Annotated in this window: 17 protein-coding genes; 8 read left to right on the top strand and 9 right to left on the bottom strand. The window is 40.9% G+C overall.

Annotation, left to right across the window (positions count from 1 at the left end; genetic code table 11):
• Positions 1–18 precede the first annotated feature (18 nt).
• Positions 19–750, top strand: coding sequence for a TrmH family RNA methyltransferase (locus ACWPKD_RS07415; protein ID WP_455412048.1), 732 nt, complete (start codon positions 19–21; stop codon positions 748–750).
• An 18-nt stretch (positions 751–768) separates the two neighbouring features.
• Here ACWPKD_RS07415 and porT read toward each other — a convergent pair whose 3' ends face one another.
• Complete coding sequence (porT, locus tag ACWPKD_RS07410; protein WP_455412047.1) at positions 769–1,473, bottom strand: type IX secretion/gliding motility protein PorT/SprT; 705 nt, start codon at positions 1,471–1,473, stop codon at positions 769–771.
• A 1-nt stretch (position 1,474) separates the two neighbouring features.
• The gene (ubiE, locus tag ACWPKD_RS07405) at positions 1,475–2,206 is read right to left on the bottom strand and encodes a bifunctional demethylmenaquinone methyltransferase/2-methoxy-6-polyprenyl-1,4-benzoquinol methylase UbiE (protein ID WP_455412046.1); all 732 of its coding nucleotides are present in this window, start codon (positions 2,204–2,206) and stop codon (positions 1,475–1,477) included.
• A gap of 236 nt (positions 2,207–2,442) precedes the next feature.
• On the opposite strand from ubiE, the gene ACWPKD_RS07400 reads away from it, so the two are divergent.
• Positions 2,443–2,742 (top strand): hypothetical protein, encoded by a 300-nt coding sequence (locus ACWPKD_RS07400; protein WP_455412045.1) that lies wholly within the window; start codon positions 2,443–2,445, stop codon positions 2,740–2,742.
• A gap of 72 nt (positions 2,743–2,814) precedes the next feature.
• On the opposite strand, the gene ACWPKD_RS07395 is transcribed toward ACWPKD_RS07400, so the two are convergent.
• The 7 genes from ACWPKD_RS07395 to ACWPKD_RS07365 form a co-directional block, all read right to left on the bottom strand.
• A complete protein-coding gene (locus ACWPKD_RS07395) occupies positions 2,815–3,300 on the bottom strand; it encodes a dihydrofolate reductase (RefSeq protein ID WP_455412044.1) in 486 nt (161 codons plus the stop codon).
• Positions 3,301–3,639, bottom strand: coding sequence for a 2TM domain-containing protein (locus ACWPKD_RS07390; protein ID WP_455412043.1), 339 nt, complete (start codon positions 3,637–3,639; stop codon positions 3,301–3,303).
• Between the two features lie 74 nt (positions 3,640–3,713).
• Positions 3,714–4,664 (bottom strand): TonB family protein, encoded by a 951-nt coding sequence (locus ACWPKD_RS07385; RefSeq protein ID WP_455412042.1) that lies wholly within the window; start codon positions 4,662–4,664, stop codon positions 3,714–3,716.
• A gap of 13 nt (positions 4,665–4,677) precedes the next feature.
• Positions 4,678–5,502: a thymidylate synthase gene (locus tag ACWPKD_RS07380; protein ID WP_455412041.1), complete on the bottom strand. Its 825-nt coding sequence runs from the start codon at positions 5,500–5,502 to the stop codon at positions 4,678–4,680.
• A gap of 70 nt (positions 5,503–5,572) precedes the next feature.
• Complete coding sequence (locus ACWPKD_RS07375; RefSeq protein ID WP_455412040.1) at positions 5,573–6,202, bottom strand: bifunctional nuclease domain-containing protein; 630 nt, start codon at positions 6,200–6,202, stop codon at positions 5,573–5,575.
• 91 nt (positions 6,203–6,293) lie between these two features.
• Positions 6,294–7,262 (bottom strand): electron transfer flavoprotein subunit alpha/FixB family protein, encoded by a 969-nt coding sequence (locus tag ACWPKD_RS07370; protein WP_455412039.1) that lies wholly within the window; start codon positions 7,260–7,262, stop codon positions 6,294–6,296.
• Between the two features lie 74 nt (positions 7,263–7,336).
• The gene (locus tag ACWPKD_RS07365; protein WP_455412038.1) at positions 7,337–8,083 is read right to left on the bottom strand and encodes an electron transfer flavoprotein subunit beta/FixA family protein; all 747 of its coding nucleotides are present in this window, start codon (positions 8,081–8,083) and stop codon (positions 7,337–7,339) included.
• 324 nt (positions 8,084–8,407) lie between these two features.
• Between ACWPKD_RS07365 and ACWPKD_RS07360 the strand changes: the two genes are divergently transcribed.
• From ACWPKD_RS07360 to ACWPKD_RS07335, 6 genes are all read left to right on the top strand, one after another.
• The gene (locus ACWPKD_RS07360) at positions 8,408–9,385 is read left to right on the top strand and encodes a pyruvate dehydrogenase complex E1 component subunit beta (protein ID WP_455412037.1); all 978 of its coding nucleotides are present in this window, start codon (positions 8,408–8,410) and stop codon (positions 9,383–9,385) included.
• 65 nt (positions 9,386–9,450) lie between these two features.
• Complete coding sequence (locus ACWPKD_RS07355; protein WP_455412036.1) at positions 9,451–11,931, top strand: DUF5686 family protein; 2,481 nt, start codon at positions 9,451–9,453, stop codon at positions 11,929–11,931.
• Positions 11,931–12,533 carry a DNA-3-methyladenine glycosylase family protein gene (locus ACWPKD_RS07350; protein ID WP_455412035.1) on the top strand — a complete coding sequence of 201 codons (603 nt, stop codon included), beginning with the start codon at positions 11,931–11,933 and terminating at the stop codon, positions 12,531–12,533. Before ACWPKD_RS07355 ends, ACWPKD_RS07350 begins: the two co-directional genes overlap by 1 nt.
• Before the next feature lie 107 nt (positions 12,534–12,640).
• Entirely contained in the window at positions 12,641–13,171 is a 531-nt protein-coding gene (locus tag ACWPKD_RS07345) for an inorganic diphosphatase (RefSeq protein WP_455412034.1), read from the top strand.
• Between the two features lie 114 nt (positions 13,172–13,285).
• Positions 13,286–15,859 carry a sodium-translocating pyrophosphatase gene (locus ACWPKD_RS07340; protein WP_455412033.1) on the top strand — a complete coding sequence of 858 codons (2,574 nt, stop codon included), beginning with the start codon at positions 13,286–13,288 and terminating at the stop codon, positions 15,857–15,859.
• Between the two features lie 94 nt (positions 15,860–15,953).
• Positions 15,954–18,221: a glycoside hydrolase family 20 protein gene (locus ACWPKD_RS07335; protein WP_455412032.1), complete on the top strand. Its 2,268-nt coding sequence runs from the start codon at positions 15,954–15,956 to the stop codon at positions 18,219–18,221.
• Positions 18,222–18,255: the final 34 nt, after the last annotated feature.

Below are 18,255 nucleotides of genomic sequence, written 5' to 3'. Positions count from 1 at the left end.
TCAAAAATACGTTTTTTTATGGTTAGTAAAAACCAAATCAAATTAATAACGAGTCTACAGCAAAAAAAGTACCGAAAATTGCACGGGCTGTTTATAGCTGAAGGGATAAAGGTAATACAGGAATTACTGAATTCCAATTTTGTTTTGCAGCAGCTTTTCGTAACGGATGCGGTTTTTGAAAATGTACCGTCGGGTAAAATTTCGACCATTACGGAATCGGAGTTGAAAAAAATAACGGCTTTGACCACGCCTAACAATTGTTTGGCACTTTTTGAAATGCCTCAGGAAAAACCTGTTTCAGAAGAAGGGCTGATAATGGTGCTGGACGATATCCGCGATCCCGGCAACCTGGGGACGATCCTGCGTTTGTGCGATTGGTTCGGGGTAGAGCAGGTAGTGTGTTCCGGTGAAACGGTTGATGTTTATAATCCGAAAGTGGTGCAGGCGACCATGGGTTCCCTTACAAGGGTGAATATAGTGTATACTGATTTGGAGTCTTTCCTAACCAAAACCAAACTGCCTGTTTTCGGAACATTTATGGATGGGGCAACTATTTATAAATCCGATTTGCCTCAAAAAGGAATAATCGTAATGGGCAATGAAGCCAATGGCATTTCGACAGCCGTAGAGAAATTATGCAGTCACAGGATTTCCATTCCCCGGTTTGGGAAGTTGCAGCAAACGGAAAGTTTAAATGTAGCTACCGCGACGGCAATCGTCCTAAGTGAGTTCCGAAGACTCGAGCGCTAGCGACAGTGAAACGGCTTCTTAATGGAAGGCGAAATTGATAAACACACCGCGTGTTTTCATGGATGAAACATTTCCGGTCCACGGGCTGTCCGGATTGTTGTCACGGATCAACTCGTCCTCAATACCGAAAACACCACGAATGGACGGAGAGAATTTGAAGTATTCAAAATAAAGATCAACTCCGAAACCAACCTCATAATTGCTGGTCATTCTTTTCATACGGAAACGTTCGTTGTAGTTGTCATCTTTGGACTTGGAATTACTTCCTAAGTTCATCGACTGTGAATAGCCTCCTATCAAGTAAGGTCTGAAGTTACCGATTCGTTTGGAGGAGAATTTCAGCAAGAGCGGTAAATGAATATAGGTTGACTTTACCTCACGTAAGCGGTCGAACTGGTCTGTGATATTCGGATAGGTCAGGTTACGCTGGGCGTAATATAAGCCGGGTTCAAAACGCAGGTCTATATATTCCATCAGACGAAGATTCCCGATCAATCCCACATTGAAACCTGTAGTGGTTTGTACTTCGATATCTTTGTCTACATCTATATAGTCAAATTTGAAATCATAACTGTTAAAGCCCAGATAATAGCCCCAATGCACGCGTTGCTTGTCGAAATTTTCCAGGTTGACAATCGGATCCTTGCTGAACATCCCCAGGCTTTTTTGACAAAAACCGTTTAACGATACTGTAAAGACAAGTAAAACAAATAATTTTCTCATACTATTTTTTTGAAGCCGAATAAATGGTTGCTACTCCAAAGGTTTGAGGCAAGTGTTTTACATCTATAAACCCAACTTTTCGTAAAATATTGTTTAACGCTTCACCAAAAGGGAAATGAGAAGCGGATTCCGACAAATACGAGTAGGCGGTTTTGTCTTTGGAAAATAATTTACCGATAAGCGGGAGTATGAATTTGGTATGGATATAATACCCTTGTTTAAAAGGGAATTTAGTAGGTACGGAGGTTTCAAGAATGACAAAACGGCCGCCGGGTTTCAATACGCGAAGGATTTCGGAGAGGCCCAGTTCCAGGTTTTCGAAATTACGGATGCCGAAACCAACAGTGATGGCGTCGAAATAATTGTCTTCAAAAGGAATTTTTTCTGAATCCCCCAAAACCATTTCAATACGGTTGTCAAGTTTTCGCTCGGCGATTTTCTTTTTACCGATTTCAAGCATGCCGGCAGAAATATCAAGACCGACTATTTTCTGAGCACCGGTATTAGCCATCAGTATGGCAAGGTCGCCGGTTCCGGTTGCAATATCGAGTATGCTATCCGGTTTTTGTTCGGTTACCAACTGAAGCACTTTTTTACGCCATTTTACATCAATGCCAAAGGAGATTACACGATTTAAATCATCATAATTGCCTGAAATAGTGTCAAACATTTGTGTAACCTGCTCTTTTTTGCCAAGATTAGAGTCTTTGTATGGCGTAATGTTGTCGTTCATCGATAAAATTAATTTATACAAAGATAATATAATCTTTATGATATCAGCTTCTGAATTAGTTTGTAAATTTAATATTCAATTAATGAGTTCTTAAGCTTATTGTAGAAGTTAAAATTGGTCCATCACCAAATTTGGTGATGCTAAAAATACACGATTTTGGCGATTGATTAGAGTTCTTTTTATGCAGAACTTTACATCTAAGTTACAAATAGGCTAATATGTTGTTCAAACTTTTTATGACGGAACTAAAATGGGTATTACTGGCACTAGTAATCTCGTTAGTTCTTGTGGAAAGTGTCAACAGTAGTTTCTTTTTTGAGACTGCTGGTTCAGGGGTGCCGCAAACGTTCTTTGGGTTAAATTTGTTTTTGGAAATTTTAGTTTTTTTTGTCTTTAGTACTTTTGTGGTATTTGGTATTAAGGGCTTTTTTGAGATGTATTCTCGAAAATTTGCTAATGTGGTAATATTCATTTCAGGAATATTGCTGGCAGTAGTAATTTTTATTTTATGTTTTCAGGTACTTTCCCTCGAATAATCCGTTAGTTTGGAACATTTTTAGTTTGTTAGTTGAAACATCCCGGTAAATTATTATCGGGATGTTTTTCGTTTATACCTTTTTGTAGGTTAGAAAAGTAAAGTCAAATTGGTGTTTTTCATCTTTGTTGTGAAATTCTTCAAACACCAGTTTCCAATCCTGCGAATCGATTTCCGGAAAAAAAGTATCGGCTTCCGGAGCCGTGTGAACCCTTGTCAATTCAATACAGTCTGCGATTTCCATTGACTGCCTGTAAATTTCCCCGCCTCCGATGATGAATATGTTTTCTTCTTTTGGGCAAGCAGTAAGAGCCTGTTCAAGAGAACTCACTACAATGCAGCCCTCTGGAGCCGCGTAGTTTTTTTGACGTGAAATGATTACATGGGTGCGGTTGGGAAGCGGTTTGGGAAAACTTTCGAAGGTTTTTCTTCCCATGATGATGTAATGGCCGGTGGTAAGTTGTTTGAACCTTTTGAAGTCATCCGGTAAATGCCAGATAAGGTCGTTGTCTTTTCCCAGGGCATTGTTTTCTGCAGCGGCAGCAATTAAGATAATCATTTATGAAGTAGTATTGTTTTTCTGATTCAGGTCTTTTTCGAGTTGCTCAAGTTTGCGTTCCTGTTTCAGGATTAATTTATCAATTTGGGCACGTTCCCATTTCTTGTTCATGAAACTGTCGGTAATGAAAACCCTTATAAAATGTAATACAAACAGAAAACCCCAAATAGTAATTCCCCAGGCATACCAGTTTGTTTCAGGTTTTACGTTAAGAAGTTTGTTGGCTACGACCATGAAAATACTTCCTACGAAAAACAGGACAAAATGGAAATACAAATGTTTTTTCTGACGCAAGCGTTGTCTTGCGTATTCATACATTTCATGTTGATTGATGTCCATAAAGATTTTTTTACGGAATTAAAGATAGGATTTATTTCCTAATATTGAAAGGTATATCGTTCAGAAAAATGTTCTTAGCGGCCCTGAAGTGCCAATGGTAAAGCAAAGGAATATCTGACTCTTCTTCCACGACGTTCGCCCGGAAGCCATTTGCCATAGCGCCAAATTACATTGATAGCTTCCTGATCCAAATCCGGGTGCAGGCTTTTATGAACCCTGAAATCAGTAAGGTTACCTTCTTTGTCCACAATAAACCCGATTAAAACTTTACCTTTTATGTTTTTTTTGAAGGCTTCATCGGAATAGGTGAAATTTTCACCTACAAAAGCATAAAAATCTTCATAACCACTTTTCGGTCTCGGTTGTTTTTCAAGTAGTGTGTAGTCTGTCCGTGCATTATCACCGTTGATGGTATACCCGGAAACGAAAACACCTTCCTGGTATGTGTCGAAGTATTTATAAGTTGTTTTAAGGATTTTGCCCTTCCATTCTCCGTCTTTGTATCCGTTTTTGAATGTACCTTCGGAGGTTTCCTCATCATTCTGGTTGCTGCAATAGCCGTTACCGTCCTTAACGGTTTGCTTTTTGTTTTTGTCCCAGAAGTTCAGCATCTTTTTCTGGAAGTCCGGTTTGGGAGGGTTTTCGATGTATTCTTCTTCGCTTTTTAAACTGCCGTTTTCATACCAGTTGGTTTCTTTTCCGACAGGTTTTGATTTTTCACCATACGAGATACTGGTTTTCTTATTTCCGTTTTCGTAAAAATGCAGCCATTCACCGGTTTTGATGATGTATTCTTTTCTTGTTGAGTTTCCCGAATTTTTGATGGCGCCGGATTTGTAAAACTCCTGAATAAAATAGGTCGGGATTTCCTTTTCATAGTCTTTAATTACCCGATAAAAACTGTGACTTTCCTTCGAGACTTCATTTCCTAAAGAATCCAGATAAATTGTTTTGTCAGAAGTGTTTTGCGAAAAGCCTGTCGTTGCGAAAAGCAACAATAAAAGGAAAGCGATATTCTTAAGCATAATTTTTTATAAACTAAATGGCCACCTGACCTTTAATGTGCGGGTGCGGGTCGTAATCTACTAAAGTGTAATCTTCAAATTTGAAATCGAAGATGTTTTTTATCTCCGGATTTAAAATCATTTTCGGAAGCGGTTTCGGGTCACGCGACAATTGCAGTTCCAGTTGTTCGATATGGTTGTTGTAAATGTGCGCGTCTCCGAAGGTGTGGATAAAATCACCCGGCTGTAAGTCGCAAACCTGTGCAATCATCATTGTAAATAAAGCATAGGAAGCAATGTTGAAGGGAACGCCTAAAAAGATGTCGGCACTTCGCTGGTATAACTGGCACGATAATTTTCCTTCGGCCACATAAAACTGAAAGAAGGCATGGCACGGAGGTAAAGCTGCTTTTCCGTTGGCTACGTTTTCGGCAAAACTTTTTTTGTCATCCGGCAATACCGATGGGTTCCAGGCGGAAACCAGCATACGTCGGCTGTTTGGGTTTCTTTTCAGGGTTTCGATAAGCTCGGTTATCTGATCGATTTCTTCACTGTTCCAGTTGCGCCACTGATGGCCGTACACCGGACCTAAATCACCGTTTTCATCAGCCCATTCGTCCCAAATCCTAACGCCGTTTTCTTTTAAATAACCGATGTTAGTGTCGCCGTTTAAAAACCAAAGCAGTTCATAGATAATAGATTTCAGGTGCAGTTTTTTAGTGGTTACCATTGGGAAACCTTCGCTTAAATCAAAGCGCATCTGGTAGCCGAAAACACTCTTGGTTCCGGTTCCGGTGCGGTCGCCTTTTTGATTGCCATTTTCTAAAACGTGCTTAACTAAATCTAAATATTGCTTCATGGTCGTGTATTTGGTTATCGGGTTATTTGTGGATTCGAATAACCAAATCGACAAATAACCAAATTATCATTTATGATTCTCTTTTTGAAATCTCATCACGGATTTTGGCTGCCTTTTCGTAATCTTCGTTTTGTACGGCAGTTTCCAGTAATTCGTATAATTCGGCCAAAGTGTATTGGCCGTAGGATTCCCCCGTTACCGATTCTTCTCCCACCAGGCCGAAAGTTTCAGGGCTGGTAAGTGGGTCATCACTTTCTTCAGGGTTTTTGCCTTCTTCGCTTGGGTTTACTTTTAAGTAGATTCCGGCTTTGTCCAAAATATTTTTATAGGTAAAAATCGGAGCATTGAAACGTAAGGCTAAAGCAATAGCATCCGATGTTCTTGCGTCGATAATTTCTTCAATACGGTCTCTTTCACAAATGATACTTGAGAAGAAAACACCATCAACCAATTTGTGGATGATTACCTGTTTCACCACGATATCGAATCGGTCTGCGAAATTCTTGAACAGATCGTGGGTTAAAGGTCTTGGTGGTCGGATTTCCTTTTCCAGGGCAATGGCAATGGATTGGGCTTCGAAAGCACCAATAACAATCGGCAGTTTTCGTTCGCCGTCCACTTCATTTAAAATTAAGGCATATGCGCCGTTTTGCGTCTGGCTGTAAGAGATTCCTTTTATAGTAAGTTTTACTAAGCTCATAGTTGTATAATAAACAAAGGCTGTCTAAACAAAGATACGAACTATCTCCAATTCAGACAGCCTTTTTATAGGCACAAATTAAGTAAAAATATTAATGTTGTGCCGCTTTGAAAGCTTTTAATTTTTCAATTAGCTGAGGGATAACCTGAAAAGCATCTCCTACAACTCCGTAATCTGCCACTTTGAAGAAAGGTGCTTCCGGATCGGTGTTGATGGCTACTTTTACTTTAGAAGAGTTGATTCCCGCAATGTGCTGGATCGCTCCTGAAATACCAACTGCGATATACAAGTTAGCCGCCACTGGTTTTCCAGTTTGTCCTACGTGCTCGCTGTGGGATCTCCATCCTAAGTCAGAAACCGGTTTTGAACAAGCCGTTGCAGCTCCTAAAACAGCTGCTAACTCCTCGATCATACCCCAGTTCTCAGGGCCTTTCATTCCACGACCTGCAGATACCACGATTTCCGCATCAGCAATCGTTACTTTTCCGGTTACTTTTTCTACTGATTCTACTTTTACAGAGAAATCTGCATCGTTTAAAGATGGTGAGAAATCTTCCTCGGTTAAAGATGAAGCAGTTTCTACTAATCCGTATGAGTTTTTAGCGATTCCCAAAACTTTTACATCTGTAGTCACTTCAGTAATGTTGAAGGCTTTGTTTGAAAATGCGTTTCTTTTTACTGTGAAAGGTGAAGTGCTTTCCGGCAATGCCACTACGTTAGAAGCGTAACCTGCATTCAATCCAACAGCCACAAGCGGTGCTAAGTATAAAGAATCTGTAGTGGAAGATAAGATAACCACTTTAGTTCCTTCTTTCTGAGCTGCTTGTTTGATAACGTCAGCGTAAGCTTTAGCGTTGAAAGCGCCTAATTTATCGTTAGTTACTTTTAATACTTTGTCTACTCCGTATTTTGATAAACCTGAAACATCTCCTGTGTTAACCGTAACGGCTGTAACAGTAGTTCCCATTTGTTCTGCCACTTTCTTAGCATAAGACGCCAACTCGAAAGCTACTTTTTTAAATTTTCCTTCTGCGGATTCCGCGTATATTAAAATTGACATAATTTCTATTATTTTGAATGTTGAATGTTAAATTTTAAATGATTTCCGAATAATCCATCATTTAAAATTCAAAATTAAATTACCTTGGCTTCGTTATGCAATAAGTTGATTAATTCATCCAGGTTGTCCGGGCTAACCAATTTTACTGCTGATTTTGCAGCCGGTTTCTCGAATTTCACTGCTTTCGTGTTGTTGTCAGCGCCAACCGGCTCTAAAATAGTTAAAGCTTTAGTTCTTGCTGTCATGATTCCGCGCATGTTCGGGATGCGTAAGTCTTTCTCTTCCACTAAACCTTTCTGACCACCGATAACCAATGGTAAGTTAGCAGAAATCGTTTCTTTACCACCATCGATTTCACGAACTGCTTTAGCAGCGGTACCGTTGATGTCTAAACCGATACAAGAGTTTACGAAGTCAGCACCTGTTAAAGCAGCTAACATTCCCGGAACCATTCCGCCGTTGTAATCTAGGGATTCTCTACCGGCGATTACTAAATCGTAAGCACCTTGTTTAACCACTTCAGCTAATTGCTTAGCCACGAAGAAACCGTCAGTTGGGTTTGCGTTCACACGGATAGCTTCGTCAGCACCGATAGCTAAAGCCTTTCTTAAAGTAGCTTCTGCATCAGTACCACCAACGTTTACAACCGTTACGTTAGCGCCTTGCTGTTCTTTGAACCAAATCGCTCTTGTTAAACCAAATTCGTCATTAGGGTTGATTACGTACTGTACGCCGTTAGTGTCGAATTCCGTATCACCGTTAATGAAATTAATTTTTGAAGTAGTATCAGGCACGTGGCTGATGCAAACTAATATTTTCATTGTTATAAAGTTATAATGTTGATTATTTCGGGCTACGAATTTAGTGAAATATTTCTAATAATTTATTATGCATGCATAATAAATGCGATTTTTTCAACAAAATGAAGGATTTTTTTGAAGAATTTTAAAAAGAGTCTTTTGAAATGGCTGCGGTGTGCGTTTTTCTCAGTTGTGACATTGTTTTTTAGGTGATGTTGATGCGGTTTTGTCCGGTAAATTAATCATAAACCGTAAATAATTTGTGTTATACTTTAATATGTATGCCATAACTGATATAAAATTTTTATTTTTGCCTTTCAATAATTTTTGGATAAAGAAAAATACATGAGAACGATACAGTTTAGAGAAGCGGTTTGTGAGGCGATGAGCGAAGAAATGCGTCGCGACGAATCGGTATATTTAATGGGTGAAGAAGTAGCGGAATATAACGGTGCTTACAAAGCATCAAAAGGAATGTTAGATGAATTCGGGCCGAAACGTGTAATCGACACGCCGATTGCAGAGCTTGGTTTTGCCGGAATTGCAGTAGGTTCAGCGATGAACGGTTGTCGTCCGATCGTTGAATTCATGACTTTTAACTTTTCGTTAGTAGGAATTGACCAGATCATTAACAACGCTGCAAAAATGCGTCAGATGTCTGCCGGACAATTCCCGATGCCGATGGTTTTCCGCGGTCCGACAGCTTCTGCAGGTCAGTTAGCGGCGACACACTCTCAGGCTTTCGAAAACTGGTTCGCCAACACCCCTGGTTTAAAAGTGGTGGTTCCGTCGAATGTATACGATGCCAAAGGTTTGTTGAAATCGGCTATCCGTGACAACGATCCGGTGATTTTTATGGAATCTGAGCAAATGTACGGGGATAAAGGGGAAGTGCCAGAAGGGGAATACACCATTCCTTTGGGTGTGGCCGATATCAAAAGAGAAGGAACGGATGTAACCATCGTATCTTTCGGAAAAATTATTAAAGAAGCGTATGCGGCTGCTGAGGAATTGGCAAAAGAAAATATTTCCTGCGAAATCATCGATTTGAGAACGGTTCGTCCGATGGATTATGACTGTATCATCAATTCGGTGAAAAAAACTAATCGTTTAGTAGTGTTGGAAGAGGCATGGCCGTTTGCTTCGGTAGCTTCTGAAATCACGTATATGGTTCAGGAAAGAGCCTTTGATTTCTTGGATGCACCAGTTCAGAGAATCACTACAGCTGATACGCCGGCGCCTTATTCGCCAACTTTGTTGAAAGAATGGTTGCCTAACGCAAATGATGTGGTAAAGGCCGTAAAAAAAGTAATGTACAAGTAAGAAAAAATACTTTATATTTGGAACTTCATCAATAAAACATTGGTGAAGTTTTTTTTTGGATACATATGAAGAAAATATTACTGCTGCTTTTTGTTTTGTTTTTCGGAGTTTCGTTGTTCGCCCAAACCAAAGTCGGTGGGATCGTGTATGACGAAACCAATCAGCCGATGGGCTATGCCAACGTTTATTTCAAAGGATCAACCGAAGGGATAGTGTCGGATGAAAACGGACGTTTCTATCTGCAGTCCGATAAAACGTATAAAACTTTGGTAGCTTCTTTTGTAGGGTATAAAGCGGTGGAAATTCCAATTACTCAATCGGTTATGCTTAATCTGAAGATTACCATTAAGCCGGATAACCAATTACAGGAGGTGAAAGTATATGCCGGAAAAACATCTAAAAAGAACAATCCGGCCATCGATATCTTGCGTAAAATCTGGGAACGAAAAAGAAAGAACGGGCTTAACATGTTCGATCAGTACCAATACGATAAATATGAAAAAATTGAGTTCGACCTGAATTCGATTGACAGCGCCTTCAAAGCCAATAAGATTTTTAAAGGCATGGAATTCATCTGGGACCGTATCGATACTTCCCGTGTGACCGGAAAAGCCTTCCTTCCGATTTTTATCAACGAAAACCTGAGTCAGGTCTATGGGGATAACGTAAACAACCGTAAAAAAGAAATTGTCAGCGCGAGTAAGAACTCCGGTTTAGGGCAAGGTGATGGGGTAAGTACGTTTATCAAAGATTTGTATGCGGAATATGATATCTACAACAATTACCTGAAGTTTTTCGATAAGGATTTTGTGAGCCCGCTCTCAAGAACTGGGATTAACGTGTATAACTATGTTTTGGCGGATAGTGCTTTTATCGACAACAAATGGTGTTTTAATATCATCTATTATCCAAGACGTAAAAACGAACTTACCTTTAAAGGGGATTTTTGGGTAAATGACACGACGTTTGCCATCAAGAAGATCAATCTGGAAGCTAGTAAAAGTGCGAACATCAACTGGGTAAAAGAAATTTATATCGAGCAGGAGTTTGAAGTGTTGAACGATTCTGTGTTTTTGCTGAAGCGTGATCACATGATGTCTGATTTCAGTTTTTCCAAAAAGGAAAAGTCGAAAGGGGTTTACGGAAAACGAACGTCGCTGTACCGCAACCATCAATTCAATATTCCTAAAGACGATAAGTTTTACAAACAGGAGGTCGATAATTTTGATGCCGAGATATACAGCAAGTCGGATGATTTCTGGGAAGAAAACCGCTTTGAAAACCTGAACAAGAACGAAAAAGGTATTTATGGTTTGTTAGACACCTTGAACACCATTCCGAAATTCAAGAGGATCTACAACATTGCGACCATTTTGGCCAGTGGTTATATCGAGATTCCGAAATGGAAAATGGATTACGGGCCGCTTTTCTCTACTTTTGGGTATAACAATGTGGAAGGTTTCCGTTTGCGCGCCGGCGGAAGGACCTATTTCGGTCCAAATGATAAATGGCGTATTCAGGCCTATACCGCTTATGGTTTTAAGGATACCCAGTTTAAATACGGGATATCCGGTAAATTTTTACTTAACAAAAGGAACCGCTTGATCTTATCCGGAGGAAACCGCCGTGATATTGAGCAGATTGGGGTAAGTTTAACGACAACTAACGATGTTTTAGGAAGAAGTTTTGCTTCCAATTCGTTGTTTTCCAGTGGGAATAATGATAAATTGACTTCGATTAACCTGTCCATGGCTTCCCTTGAAATGGAGCCGGTTAAAAACCTGACCTTCCAGACCGGGTTTACCTATCGTACTTTAAAATCAGCCTGGGATCGCTTCAGTCTTGATTATTTTGATGAGGACGGTAACATTCAAAGTCAGGTAAAACAATCGGAACTTAACTTAATGGTAGATTATACGCCGAAACGTAAGACCATCGGTCACGGTGTGGAGCGTCAATTGGTGGATTATAATTTCCCGAGAGTTTTCGTGAATTACAGCCATGGAATGAAAGGCGTTCTTGACAGTGATTTTGATTACCAGAAATTACAGTTGTATTACCGTCACCCGATTCTTATCGGTGGGTTCGGGCGTTTGTTCCCGACTTTTGAAACCGGAAAGATTTTCGGTAAAGTGCCTTTAGGGCTGATGGGGGTAATTCCGGGGAATCAATCCTATTTCCAGATCGAGAATACCTACAACCTGATGAATTATTATGAATTCGTAGCCGACGAGTATGCTTCCCTGCATTTGGAACATCATTTCAACGGGCGTTTGTTCTCGCGTATTCCGTTATTGCGTAAGCTGAACTGGCGTGAAATCGTAGGCATAAAAGCCGTTTACGGAACAGTTTCCGATGAAAACAGAGCCATCAATGCTTCCGGACTTACGTATCTCGCTCCGGAAAAAGGCTATTGGGAATACCATGCGGGTGTTGGGAACATCTTCAAAGTGCTTCGTATTGATTTTGCCTGGAGAGGCAGTTATATGAATTTACCGGATGCGAACAAATTCGGGGTGAAAGCCTCTTTCGGATTCTATTTCTAATGGATCAGGCTATTGATTTTCTTCTGAAGAAAGAGGAAAAATTCAAGCACATCGTAGAACAGTTCGGAAAGCCTGTTTTCGTGACAAGGCCTTCGGGTTTTGAGACCTTGTGTTTGCTTATTTTGGAGCAACAGGTTTCCATCGATTCGGCCAAAGCCACGTTTTTAAAAATCAAAACCGCTATTCCGGATTTTATTCCTGAAACTATTGTGTTGTTCTCTGATGAAGCTTTTCGGGCGTGTGGTGTCAGTCGTCAGAAAACCGCCTATTTGAAAGCGCTCTCCCAAGCTATTCTTGATAAACAATTGGATGTGGAAAGTCTTGCTTTTAAAGATCCGGAAACCGTTCGTGAAGAACTGATAAAAATAAAAGGGATCGGGCACTGGACCATCGATGTTTATCTCATGTTTTGTCTGCAGTCACCTGATATTATTCCGCTAGGTGACATCGCGGTAGTGAATACGATTAAAGAATTGTTCGACATCCATGATAAGGAAGCGATGGCGGATTATGCCCAAAAATGGAAGCCCTACCGCTCGGGAGCTACTTTTTTCCTTTGGCATTATTATCTTCGTAAAAGAGGAAGAAAAAATCCGTATTAAAATTACATCAACATTGTGCTAAATCTGATTTTTTAGTACTAAGATTTCTTGTAAGTCAGTTCGTTTTGTAGTACTTTTGCACCCTCAAAATTAAACAAGTATATAAAATGACAGCTGATAAAGTAACCACTTTTGATGTATTGGTTGAAATTCCTCGCGGAAGCCGAAACAAATACGAATACGATTTCGATTTAAAGAGAATGCGTTTCGACAGAATGTTGTTCTCCTCTATGATGTACCCTGCAGATTACGGATTTATCCCTGAAACTTTGGCTTTAGACGGTGACCCGCTTGACGTATTGGTGTTGGTAACCAAACCGACTTTCCCGGGATGTGTAATCGAAGTAAAACCAATCGGGGTTTTCCACATGGCCGATGATAAAGGACCGGATGAGAAAATTATTTGTGTGCCGGTTTCGGATCCAATCTGGAATAAATTGGATGATTTGGCAGATATGAACCCACATTTGGTAAAAGAAATCGAACATTTCTTCCAGGTATATAAAGATTTGGAGAATAAAAAAGTTGATGTGGAAGGCTGGGGTGATGTTAACGATGCCAAAAGAATTTTAAAAGAATGTGTGGATCGTTTCGCGGCTATTGAGAATAAACCGGAAGGCTTATTTAGTATAAAATAAAAAGATTTCCTAAAATTTTATAAAAAAAGCAATGTTCTGCAAAGAATGTTGCTTTTTTATTTGTTTTGGTTTCGTTATATTTACGAAAATTAACCAAATACCAAAACCAAATTTATGGAGAAAATGATTGTTTATGTGCCAATAATACTGGCCATATTAGGTCTTGCGTTTATGGGCGTTAAAGCCGCTTGGGTGAAAAGCCAGGACGCAGGTGACGAGAAAATGCAAGGCATTTCCAAAAGTATTCAGGAAGGAGCGATGGCGTTCTTAAAAGCCGAATACCGAATTTTGGGAATCTTTGTAGTGATTGCATCCGTTGCATTGTTTACCGTTTCCCGATTTGTGGAAACCTCCCATTGGATTATTGTTGTGGCTTTTGTTTTCGGGGCGTTCTTTTCGGCCTTGGCAGGAAACATCGGTATGCGTATTGCCACTCAGGCGAACGTACGGACCACACAAGCTGCTAAAACCAGTTTGCCACAGGCCTTGAAAGTTTCCTTTTCCGGAGGAACTGTTATGGGGCTTGGTGTTGCCGGTTTAGCGGTTTTAGGACTAAGTATCTTCTTTATTTTATTCACCAATATGTTTGTAACCGGAGCCGGTAATTTCTATGAGGAAATGACTATTGCTCTGGAATGTTTAGCCGGTTTCTCCCTGGGTGCGGAATCCATTGCGTTATTTGCCCGTGTGGGTGGAGGAATCTATACCAAAGCGGCCGATGTAGGTGCCGACTTGGTAGGAAAAGTGGAAGCCGGAATCCCGGAAGACGATCCGCGTAACCCTGCGACCATTGCAGACAACGTAGGAGACAACGTAGGAGACGTAGCCGGAATGGGTGCCGATTTGTTCGGTTCGTATGTGGCAACCGTATTGGCTTCAATGGTGTTAGGAAACTATATCATCAAGGACATGACCGAAGCTGCCGGGGCACAATTCACTGATGCTTTCAACGGTATGGGGCCGATCTTGTTGCCGTTAGTAATTGCGGGAACCGGTATTTTATCGTCGATTATCGGAACCTTCTTTGTGAAAATTAGCAATAATGATGCTAAAGAAGCTGAGGTACAAAGTGCCTTAAATCTTGGAAATTATATCGCTTTAGGTTTAACGGTAGTAGTGTGTTGGTTCTTAATCGACTTCATGTTGCCGGAAACCATTCACATGAAATTCTTCGGAGAAGGTGTAAAAGAAATTCCAAGTCGCCATATTTTCTATGCCACTTTAGTAGGATTGGCTGTGGGTTGGTTAATTTCAGCGTTCACAGAATACTATACGGCTTTAGGTAAAAAACCGGTTTTGAACATCGTTCAGAATTCCTCTACCGGAGCAGCAACCAATATTATTGCAGGTTTAGCAACAGGAATGAAATCGACCTTTTCCTCAGTAATCCTTTTCGCGGGAGCGATTTGGGGCTCTTACGAATTGGCAGGTTTCTATGGCGTTGCAATTGCAGCTTCGGCAATGATGGCCACTACAGCGATGCAGTTAGCAATCGATGCGTTCGGACCGATTGCCGATAACGCAGGAGGTGTAGCCGAAATGAGCGAATTACCGAAAGAAGTACGTCAGCGAACAGACGTTTTGGATTCGGTTGGAAATACTACAGCGGCAGTAGGTAAAGGTTTTGCGATTGCTTCAGCAGCGTTAACGGCTTTGGCTTTATTTGCAGCGTATGTAACCTTTACAGGAATCGATGGTATTAATATTTTCAAAGCCGATGTATTGGCCGCTTTGTTTATCGGAGGCATGATTCCGGTAATCTTCTCGGCTCTTGCGATGCAGTCTGTAGGAAAAGCTGCGATGGACATGGTAAACGAAGTACGTCGTCAATTCCGTGAAATCCCTGGAATTTTGGAAGGTACCGGAAAACCGGAATATGGAAAATGTGTAGACATTTCTACGCAAGCGGCTTTACGCGAAATGATGTTACCGGGCGCTATCACCATCATCACTCCAATCATCGTTGGAGCGGTTATGGGACCAGAAGCACTTGGAGGGTACATGGCCGGTGTTTGTGTTTCCGGTGTACTTTGGGCGATTTTCCAGAACAATGCCGGGGGCGCTTGGGACAATGCTAAAAAATCGTTTGAAGCCGGTGTAATGATCAACGGTGAAATGACTTTTAAAGGTTCCGATGCGCACAAAGCAGCCGTAACGGGAGATACCGTTGGAGATCCGTTCAAAGATACTTCAGGGCCATCGATGAACATCTTGATCAAATTAACCTGTTTGGTAGGATTGGTAATCGCACCGATTTTAGGAAGCGGTAACGGACATGGTGCTCAACACGGAAAAAGTTCTTGTTGTTCCAAAACCGAAATGCACGCAGGTCACCACATGAAATGCGACATGACAAAAATGGCCACGATGACAAAAGATGAATGTGCCAAAATGTGTGAGGAAATGGGTTGTTCCGAAGAAGAAAAAGCGTTGTGTATGGCGCATTTCGACGAAAACGGAAAATTCATGAAAAAGGCCGATTGCAAAATGGCGTGTTGTGCTGACGGCATGATGAAAAATGAAATTTCCAAGCAGATTTCCATCAATAAAGAAGTAACAAACGGAAAAGTGAAAGCCACCGTTACGATTACTACGGATGTAAACGGAAAATCCACAACGGAAGAAAAAGTTTTTGAAGGAACCGAAGCAGAAGTTCAGGCAAAAATAGACGCATTAGGGAATAAATAGCCTGTATGGGAAATAAAAGTCTCATCTCGTTCTAAAAAAACGAGATGAGGCTTTTTTATTTTAGTACCTTTAGCGAAACAACAAAACAACATCAATGCCCAAAATCTATACCTTACTTTTATTGGTTGTAACGCATTTTGCTATGGCTCAAAATCCGTTGCCTTTAATTCCGCAGCCTAAAGAAATAAAACAAAATCAAGGCACTTTTTCTCTTAATCCCGGCACGATAATTTTAGTTTCCAATTCGGAAAGCGCTAACGAAATAAAACTGTTTAACGATTTTCTGAAAACCAGTTACGGCTTTGAACTAAAGCTTACAGATAATTCCAAGAGTTTGTCTAATGTTATTCAGATTCAGGTTGAGCATTCCGGAGATGAAAAATCTGGATATTATGAACTGAATATTACTTCCGACCATATTGAAGTATTTGCCAAAAGTAATTTAGGTTTGTTTTATGCTTTTCAGACCCTGCAACAGTTATTCCCCACTGAAAAAAAGAACGAGCTGAAACTACCTTGTGTAACCATTAAAGATGAGCCTAAATACGCCTGGCGCGGCATGCATCTTGATGTTTGCCGTCATTTCTTTCCGAAGGAATTCATAAAAAAATACATCGATTACCTGGCGATGTACAAAATGAACACTTTTCATTGGCATTTAACCGATGATCAGGGCTGGCGTATCGAAATCAAAAAATATCCGAAGCTGACCGAAGTCGGCGCCTGGCGAAAAGGCTCGATGGTAGGCCATTATAACGATCAGAAGTTTGACAACATTCGCTACGGCGGTTATTACACGCAAGATGATGTAAAAGAAATTGTGGCTTATGCAAAACAACGTCACATCACCGTAGTCCCTGAAATTGAGATGCCGGGCCATGCTATGGCGGCTTTGGCTTCGTATCCGGAGTTGTCCTGTACCGGCGGGCCTTTTGAGGTGGCGCAGCAATGGGGTGTTTTGGACGATGTTTTTTGCCCTAAAGAAAGCACTTTTGAGTTTTTGGAAAATGTTTTAACGGAAGTGATGACGTTGTTCCCCTCCGAAATTATTCATATTGGCGGGGACGAGAGCCCGAAAATCCGTTGGAAAACCTGTTCGCATTGCCAGGCACTAATCAAGAAAGAAGGACTGAAAGACGAACACGAACTGCAAAGCTATTTCATCAAGCGCATCGAAAAATTTGTAAACAGCAAAGGACGAAAAATCATCGGATGGGATGAAATTCTGGAAGGCGGATTAGCACCAAACGCTGCCGTAATGAGTTGGCGCGGTACCGAAGGCGGGATTGCCGCCGCAAAGCAAAAGCATTATGTGGTTATGAGTCCCGGTTCACATTGCTATTTCGACCATTATCAGGGAGAACCGAAAAACGAACCGTTAGCCTTCGGAGGCTACACGACTGTAGAAAAAGTCTATTCGTTTCAGCCCACACCAAAAGAATTGTTTGTTGAGGAAGCAAAATACATTTTAGGAGCCCAAGGCAATCTTTGGACAGAATACATCAATACGCAGGAGCATGTTGAATACATGATCATGCCAAGAATGGCCGCCTTAGCCGAAGTGACTTGGGGCACCTCACAACCAGAAAAATACAATGATTTCCAAAACCGCCTGATGCAGCACTTTTCGGTGTACGATAAAAAAGGCATCCATTACAGCAGGGCGATTTTTGAAGTAACCTCAAAAGCAGCACCCGGTGTAAACGGAAACGGCGTGCTTTTCAGTTTGAAGTCAGGCAATCCGGGAATTCGGTATACCACTGACGGTACGGCTCCGACAGCAAGTTCACAACCGTATAAGCAACCGATTCTAATCAGTAAAAACCAAACCGTAAAAGCTGCGTATTTTGAAAATGGCAAACAGAAAAGCGCGGTAATCGAACAATTTTTTTTCGTCAGTAAAGCTACAGGGAAGAAAATCAGTTTGGTGCATCCGCCGCATGAAAATTATGCTATCGGCGGCAGTTTTACTTTGGTGGACGGTATGCGCGGGAACATGCAGAAATTCGGCCGCGACTGGATTGGTTTCTGGGGAAAAGATTTAGAGGCCATCATCGATTTAGGAAAAAAGCAAACAGTTTCCAAAGTGACTGTTGATGTGTTAAGCAGTGAAGGAAGCTGGATTCACTATCCAAAACATATAGAAGTGCTGGTTTCCAATGACGGGAAAAAGTATCATTCGGTCAAAAAAGTAAGCGCGACGGAAATTGCTCAACTGAAGGGTGTTGTAAGTCTGAATTTTGAAAAACAGAAAGCAAAATATATCAAAGTTGTCGCGCCAAATGCTGGTAAAATACCCGATGGAAAAGCAGGAGCCGGTTCGGATAGCTGGTTGTTTGCAGATGAAATCATGGTTGAATAATTTCAAAAGAAAATTTGTGTAATTCGAGGCTAAT

The sequence above is a fragment of the Flavobacterium pedocola genome (genome assembly GCF_053764385.1).
The sequence above is the reverse complement of the archived record's forward strand: the minus strand, read 5'-3'. Positions and strand labels throughout refer to the sequence as shown.

Excerpts from the sequence above, each read along its gene's own strand:
- ACWPKD_RS07340 (WP_455412033.1), top strand. The coding sequence starts at position 13,286 with ATGGAGAAAATGATTGTTTATGTGCCAATAATACTGGCCATATTAGGT.
- ACWPKD_RS07360 (WP_455412037.1), top strand. The coding sequence starts at position 8,408 with ATGAGAACGATACAGTTTAGAGAAGCGGTTTGTGAGGCGATGAGCGAA.
- ubiE (WP_455412046.1), bottom strand. The coding sequence starts at position 2,206 with ATGAACGACAACATTACGCCATACAAAGACTCTAATCTTGGCAAAAAA.
- ACWPKD_RS07335 (WP_455412032.1), top strand. The coding sequence starts at position 15,954 with ATGCCCAAAATCTATACCTTACTTTTATTGGTTGTAACGCATTTTGCT.
- ACWPKD_RS07385 (WP_455412042.1), bottom strand. The coding sequence starts at position 4,664 with ATGCTTAAGAATATCGCTTTCCTTTTATTGTTGCTTTTCGCAACGACA.
- ACWPKD_RS07365 (WP_455412038.1), bottom strand. The coding sequence starts at position 8,083 with ATGAAAATATTAGTTTGCATCAGCCACGTGCCTGATACTACTTCAAAA.
- ACWPKD_RS07400 (WP_455412045.1), top strand. The coding sequence starts at position 2,443 with ATGACGGAACTAAAATGGGTATTACTGGCACTAGTAATCTCGTTAGTT.
- ACWPKD_RS07350 (WP_455412035.1), top strand. The coding sequence starts at position 11,931 with ATGGATCAGGCTATTGATTTTCTTCTGAAGAAAGAGGAAAAATTCAAG.
- ACWPKD_RS07380 (WP_455412041.1), bottom strand. The coding sequence starts at position 5,502 with ATGAAGCAATATTTAGATTTAGTTAAGCACGTTTTAGAAAATGGCAAT.
- ACWPKD_RS07375 (WP_455412040.1), bottom strand. The coding sequence starts at position 6,202 with ATGAGCTTAGTAAAACTTACTATAAAAGGAATCTCTTACAGCCAGACG.
- ACWPKD_RS07415 (WP_455412048.1), top strand. The coding sequence starts at position 19 with ATGGTTAGTAAAAACCAAATCAAATTAATAACGAGTCTACAGCAAAAA.
- ACWPKD_RS07345 (WP_455412034.1), top strand. The coding sequence starts at position 12,641 with ATGACAGCTGATAAAGTAACCACTTTTGATGTATTGGTTGAAATTCCT.
- porT (WP_455412047.1), bottom strand. The coding sequence starts at position 1,473 with ATGAGAAAATTATTTGTTTTACTTGTCTTTACAGTATCGTTAAACGGT.
- ACWPKD_RS07355 (WP_455412036.1), top strand. The coding sequence starts at position 9,451 with ATGAAGAAAATATTACTGCTGCTTTTTGTTTTGTTTTTCGGAGTTTCG.
- ACWPKD_RS07370 (WP_455412039.1), bottom strand. The coding sequence starts at position 7,262 with ATGTCAATTTTAATATACGCGGAATCCGCAGAAGGAAAATTTAAAAAA.
- ACWPKD_RS07395 (WP_455412044.1), bottom strand. The coding sequence starts at position 3,300 with ATGATTATCTTAATTGCTGCCGCTGCAGAAAACAATGCCCTGGGAAAA.
- ACWPKD_RS07390 (WP_455412043.1), bottom strand. The coding sequence starts at position 3,639 with ATGGACATCAATCAACATGAAATGTATGAATACGCAAGACAACGCTTG.